This is a genomic window from Hominimerdicola alba (assembly GCF_900112155.1).
Taxonomy (GTDB): Bacteria; Bacillota; Clostridia; order Oscillospirales; family Ruminococcaceae; genus Hominimerdicola; species Hominimerdicola alba_D.
This window is the reverse complement of sequence record NZ_FOKQ01000080.1, coordinates 1-6172: the sequence shown is the minus strand read 5'-3', so window position 1 is coordinate 6172 and position 6172 is coordinate 1. Positions and strand designations below refer to the sequence as shown.

Below are 6172 nucleotides of genomic sequence, written 5' to 3'. Positions count from 1 at the left end.
AGCCGTAGATGAGTATCTTCATCATGATATCCTCGGGTATGGCGCCATTCCACTTGCTTACTATCGTGTATTCTTCTTTTTGATAGATCTCATCTATAACATTGCTCAATACTCTGACAGTTGAGCTTTCTTCGATGTAGATCTCATAATTCATGTTAAGACGCACTTGACAATTTCTCATTTTTGTGGTACAATCCTTTCGTTGGTTTAATGGTTTTTGCAATTATATTATACCACAAAAAGAAGAGCTTGGCACTGTGCCAGGCTCTTTTTCTTTGTTGGGGCTGCAACAGCCCCTTCTTTTTTTTCGCTTCTTCTATATATAATAGAAGAACCATCAAATGATAAACGGTTTTTGTTAAGCCAAATCAGCTGACAATAAACGCTATTATTTTTCTTGATAATGAAATTATAATGTGATATAATTAATGCCGATACAACACCTTGCAAACATGGTGTAGGGGATCGTTGAACGATCATCGGATACGGTTAGACTTTCAATGAAGGCAGTACTGTGTACAGCGTATGCTTTTTGTTTTGGGCGGACGTGACTCCCCTGCAGCATGAGCTGTTAGGTTCTGAAAAAAATTTTTTCTAATTTATGCAATCAAACACTGATGCTATTCGTTTTATAGGTGAAAGCTTTCATTACTGCTCGCGAGGAGGTGAAAAGATGACGATGAACATTGAAGATGTGGTGGATAATTATGCCGACCACATCTACCGAGCGGCTTATGCGTATCTAGGTGATACACACGAAGCTGAGGACGTAGTCAGCGATGTGCTGATGAAGTATTTTTCGGTTTGCGAAGATCTTGATATCGATACGTCTGAGCACCTTAAAGCGTGGCTACTGCGCACGGCTATCAATCGATGCAAGGACATAAGAAAATCTTTCAGGTGGAAGCGTACTGCTGCACTGGAGGACGTACATAAAACCGAATTCGGTTGGACGGAAGCTGAGCTTGATGTTAAACGAGCGGTGGACAATCTTCCCGAAAAATACAGACCCATCGTTTATCTTTACTATTATGAGGAGTACAAAACAGAGGAGATAGCGCGGATACTGAGTCTGCCGAAAGGGACTGTGGTCTCGCGGCTGAAAAGGGCGCGTGACAGACTCAGGGACGTGCTTTCGGACTACAGAGAGGAGTGAGCAATTTGAGCGCAATTAAAAATATGTACGGCAAGACAAAGCTTTCCGAAGATAAAAAAGCCGAGCTTAAAGCTGCGCTCGGTGAGCGATATCCTCAGTATGCGGAAAGCAGAACCTATAAAACGGAGGGCATCAGAATGAATGATACAAAGATAAACGGAAACAGCGGAAAAGTCAAGATCAGCAGAAAGTGGAGAAACGGAGCGATCATCGCAGCTGCTGCGGCGCTTATGCTCACAGTAGGTATGAAGCTTGCAAGTGAAGTTTACGAGAAAAAAGCAGAGCGCATAGATGTTTCACCCGCAGGTCAGGTAGAAGACAGCCGCGAAGGTCAGGTGAAAGAGGAATATCCGTCACAAGAGGGTTATATCGAAGATGCGGATGAAACAATTCGCGGAAATGTAAAAACTATATACAACGCAGCATATGAAGCATATTACGAAATGCTTGACGATACAGGAAATGAACTTGTTCTCGGGGAGGAAAAGATGATAACATCCGAAATGGTCAGACAGTCACGAAACGCTGATATAGTGCATGAAGACGGAAAATGCTCTGCGCTGGAATTTGCTGCTGCAATGGACAGGAATTTAGGTGGCTTAGATGAATATTTTGCAGATTATGATTATGCTGTAGATTTCATATTCGATGAAAGCGGTACGAAAGTCGTGGATATAAACTATGCGTATATCTACCTTGACTCAGCACACAAAAGCTTCTGCACATATCCCGAATACGGTCATAATGGCGGTATAACAGAAAACGGCATCACCAAAAGATTCAGCTATGAAAGTTCTTGTGCAAAAAAACTGTATGAAGAAGCCGAAGAAGCTATAAAATACTATAATGAAAACGGCGAAAAATTCACCATAGACGATGTAAACATGACTGCCGTTGATAAAGAGTACCTTTATATGACTGATGATTATGTAAGAGCAGATATTGAAGAAAACGATAAAATGAGATTTGCGAAGGCTCTTCTGAACGATGGCAGCATGACTTCACAGCTGCAAAAAGACGGTAATAATTTTGTTATTAAATTCACTCATGACAGCAACGGTAATGTTAACGGTGTAGAAAAGGTTTATATTGAGGTATTCACGGATAAAAATGATTACACCAATAACCCGAAGACCGAGCGCTATGTTTATCCCGATGAGAACAAACCTTACGAAATGACAGTGATTGTTCCCGATGTGACAGGAAAAGAATATCACGAAGCCTTTGATGAACTGGAATTGTTGGGACTTTTCCCTGCTCCACGCAAACAATACTCTAATACAGTCCCCGAGGGTATTGTTATATCTACCGAACCCGAGGCAGGAAAAGAAAGCGTATTAGGACGATATGTGACAGTATATGTCAGCAATGGACAGGGCGAAACCTCAGGAGAGACAGCAGAATCCGATACAGCGGAAGAATAAACTGTAAACGTTAAGTATTATAAAGCGGGAGCCGTAAAAATATCACGGCTCCCATTTTGCTGTATCGGCAAAATATGCCTATCAGCTGTGAACGGCATTTTAAAAAATTAACATTATACCACTTGCAAATGTTAGGTGGTTGTGTTATAATAAATTATATTTTTTCAGGAAAGAGGTTTGCGCTATGACCAATGAATATGTTCTCATACTTGACTTCGGCGGACAGTACAATCAGCTCATCGCAAGACGTGTGCGTGAATGTAACGTTTACTGCGAGGTCAAGCCGTACAACAAGATAGGCATAGATGAAATAAAAAAGCTCTCGCCGAAGGGAATTATCTTCACCGGTGGCCCTCAGAGCGTTTACGGTGAAGATGCACCCAGCGTTCCGAAGGAGATCTTTGAGCTGGGCATCCCCGTGCTGGGCATATGCTACGGTTCACAGCTTATGGCTCATGTTCTGGGCGGAAAGGTTGAGACCTGCAAGGTATCGGAATACGGAAAGACTGAGACTTTCTACGACAAGAAATGTGCTCTTTTTGCTGATGCTGAGATACCCGAAAGTGCAATAAGCTGGATGAGCCATACTGACTTCATATCCGCAGTACCCGAGGGATTCAGTGTTGCGGCGCACACTTCTAACTGCCCCTGTTCTGCTATGTACAACGAGGAAAAGAAGCTGTATGCAGTACAGTTCCACCCCGAAGTTAATCATACTCAGTTCGGTGTTAAGATGCTGGACAGCTTCCTTAAGGATGTATGCTGCTGCACAGGCGACTGGACTATGGAGAACTACGCTGAAAAGTCTATCAAGGAGATACGCGAGAAAGTCGGCAGCGGCAAGGTACTGCTGGCACTTTCGGGCGGTGTTGACAGCTCTGTTCTGGCTGCACTGCTTTCAAAGGCTATCGGCAGACAGCTCACCTGCATATTCGTTGACCACGGTTTCATGAGAAAGAACGAGGGCGATGAAGTTGAGGCTGCTTTCAAGGACTGGGACATCAATTTTGTCCGCGTGAATGCTAAAGAACAGTTCATGGGCAAGCTGAGAGGAGTATCCGACCCCGAGACAAAGCGCAAGACCATCGGTGAGGAATTCATCAGAGTTTTTGAGGCGGAAGCCAAGAAGATAGGTCATGTTGATTTTCTGGCGCAGGGCACCATTTATCCCGATGTTATTGAGAGCGGTGCTGGTGATGCGGCTGTGATCAAGAGTCACCACAATGTTGGCGGACTTCCCGATCACGTTGATTTCAAGGAGATCATCGAGCCCCTGAGAATGCTTTTCAAGGACGAGACAAGAAAGCTTGGTCAGGAACTGGGTCTCAGCGAGACACTGGTATGGAGACAGCCTTTCCCCGGTCCCGGACTTGCTATAAGAATCATCGGCGAGATAACCGATGACAAGCTGGAGATTCTTCAGGACGCTGACTGGATATTCCGTGAGGAGATCGCAAAGGCAGGTCTTGACAGAAGCATAAACCAGTATTTTGCAGTACTGACCAACAACCGTTCTGTTGGTGTTATGGGCGATTTCCGTACATACGATTACACCCTGGCGCTGAGAGCTGTTGAGACTACCGATTTCATGACAGCCGAGTTCAGCCGTATCCCCTACGAGGTACTTGAGGCTGCTTCGAGACGAATAGTTAACGAGGTAAAGAACATCAACCGCGTTTGCTATGATATCACTACAAAGCCGCCTGCTACTATTGAGTGGGAATAATACAAATCCGTCCACAAACAGCGTAAATACGTTGATTACGCCATTACATCAATAACAGTGGCAACGTTTTGGCAACAATTCTCGATTATCGGCAACAGTAATAAATTTTCTGTCTTAAAAGATAAGAGCTATCTGATTCATTTACGAATCGGGTAGCTCTTTTTGTTTTATTCAGATTTGTTATTTTTCTTTCACTGCTCTGCGTGCAGCTTCATTCCGCTCCGCTTCCGACCTCGGATACCTGTATCTCCACTGGTCATACTCCTCACGGGTGATTTCTCCATTGCGGTACTTCTGAGCCATCTCTTCCCACGGTTCGAGCAGACCTGTCATTTTCGCAAAGGTCGAGCCGTTCTGCCTGTTGATGCGGATACATATTTCATCGTCCAGGCGATCAATCTTGAAACCGTATAAATCTTCAAGCGCAAACAGCGTATCCGTCCTGCTTTTCAGCGTGAGTTTGTCTATGGGCAGAAGGAACGAGATGCCGTTCTTGATACTGTTATGAAAGGCTTTCCGCTGAATGTTATGTACTGGTGTGCGACTGATGACGGTACATTTGAGCTATTGGACGGACAACAGCGCACGATCAGCCTGTGTCAGTATGTGAGCGGAGATTTCTCCATTGGCAACCGCTATTTTCACAGCCTGACCGCAACGGAACAGAATCAGATACTCAACTACAAGCTCATGATCTACATCTGCACAGGCAACGACAAGGAGAAGCTCGACTGGTTCAGAACGATCAATATTGCAGGTGTGCAGCTCTCCGACCAAGAACTTCGCAATGCCGTATACTCCGGTTCTTGGGTGTCGGATGCAAAGAGATATTTCAGCAAGAATGGCTGTGCTGCTGTCAAGATCGGAGATAAGCTCCTATCGGGCAAGATGATCCGCCAGGAATACCTTGAAACCGCTATCGAGTGGATTGCGCTGCCGGAGGGCAAGTCTGTTGACCTCTATATGTCCGAGCATCAACACGATAGCACCGCTGCTCCGCTGTGGATGTATTTCCAGACCATCATTAACTGGGTGAATACCATTTTCCCGAAGTGGCGTAAAGAGATGAAGGGATTGGATTGGGGAAGGCTCTATCATGAGCACAAGAGCGATGTACTTGATCCTGCGGCATTGGAGACAAAAATAACCGCTCTCATGGCAGACAAGGAAGTCACCAAGAACAGCGGTATATATGAATATCTGCTGACAGGAAAAGAAAAATATCTGAGCCTGCGTCAATTTGATGAGGAAGATGCCCGCACAGCCTACGAACAGCAGCAGGGTATCTGTCCAATCTGCGGTCAGCACTTTGATTTCGAGAAAATGCACGCCGATCATATCAAGCCCTGGAACGCAGGCGGCAAAACCGTTCCGGAGAATTTGCAGATGCTTTGCAGGGATTGTAATTTGAAGAAGTCGGGGCAGGAATAATAGAATATATAGGCGAATTCCCTTGAAATAATACGGGTATCGTGGTATAATGTAGATATGCTGGATAATCGTGTTGGTTCAGGGGATTTTTATTTTCTTTTTTGAATGGAGCTTCCTGTAACCAAACAAATCAAGGGGTTGCAAAAAAGAACACCTCAGTGTAGAATGTAAATACTGACGATGCGAAAGTTAGTAATACAAACTACAGAAAGGTGTCCTCTATATGTATTATACACAAAATGAAAAGATTTTGCAAGTAGGAGAAGAAAAAATAATTGTCGGGATCGATGTAGGCAGCGAAAAGCACTATGCCAGAGCATTTGACTGGAGAGGGATGGAGTATTCAAAGAAGGCCTATGTGTTCACAAATGACGCAGAAGGATTCGCAGGCTTTTTTGAATGGATCACCGGGATCATGGAAAAGAGCGGAAAAGA

The 6172-nt window shown here is 44.4% G+C and carries 5 protein-coding genes and 1 pseudogene; 5 read left to right on the top strand and 1 reads right to left on the bottom strand.

Going from position 1 to position 6172, the window contains the following annotated elements; genetic code table 11:
- Positions 1 to 673: 673 nt before the first annotated feature.
- The 3 genes from BM265_RS19145 to guaA all read left to right on the top strand — a co-directional run bounded on the left by BM265_RS19145 (position 674) and on the right by guaA (position 4306).
- Positions 674 to 1156: an RNA polymerase sigma factor gene (locus BM265_RS19145; RefSeq protein WP_074963516.1), complete on the top strand. Its 483-nt coding sequence runs from the start codon at positions 674 to 676 to the stop codon at positions 1154 to 1156.
- A gap of 5 nt (positions 1157 to 1161) precedes the next feature.
- Positions 1162 to 2580 carry a PASTA domain-containing protein gene (locus BM265_RS19140; protein WP_074963515.1) on the top strand — a complete coding sequence of 473 codons (1419 nt, stop codon included), beginning with the start codon at positions 1162 to 1164 and terminating at the stop codon, positions 2578 to 2580.
- A 184-nt stretch (positions 2581 to 2764) separates the two neighbouring features.
- Positions 2765 to 4306 carry a glutamine-hydrolyzing GMP synthase gene (guaA, locus tag BM265_RS19135; protein ID WP_074963514.1) on the top strand — a complete coding sequence of 514 codons (1542 nt, stop codon included), beginning with the start codon at positions 2765 to 2767 and terminating at the stop codon, positions 4304 to 4306.
- Positions 4307 to 4486: 180 nt separating this feature from the next.
- Here the strand turns inward: guaA and BM265_RS20315 are convergent, their stop codons facing one another.
- The gene (locus tag BM265_RS20315) at positions 4487 to 4639 is read right to left on the bottom strand and encodes a hypothetical protein (protein WP_177219652.1); all 153 of its coding nucleotides are present in this window, start codon (positions 4637 to 4639) and stop codon (positions 4487 to 4489) included.
- Positions 4640 to 4720: 81 nt separating this feature from the next.
- Here BM265_RS20315 and BM265_RS20850 point away from each other — a divergent pair, with 81 nt between their 5' ends.
- Positions 4721 to 5737, top strand: a complete 1017-nt coding sequence (locus tag BM265_RS20850; RefSeq protein ID WP_347500960.1) for a GmrSD restriction endonuclease domain-containing protein — start codon at positions 4721 to 4723, stop codon at positions 5735 to 5737.
- Between the two features lie 223 nt (positions 5738 to 5960).
- Positions 5961 to 6172 (top strand): annotated as a pseudogene (locus BM265_RS19120) (IS110 family transposase); the annotation flags it as partial.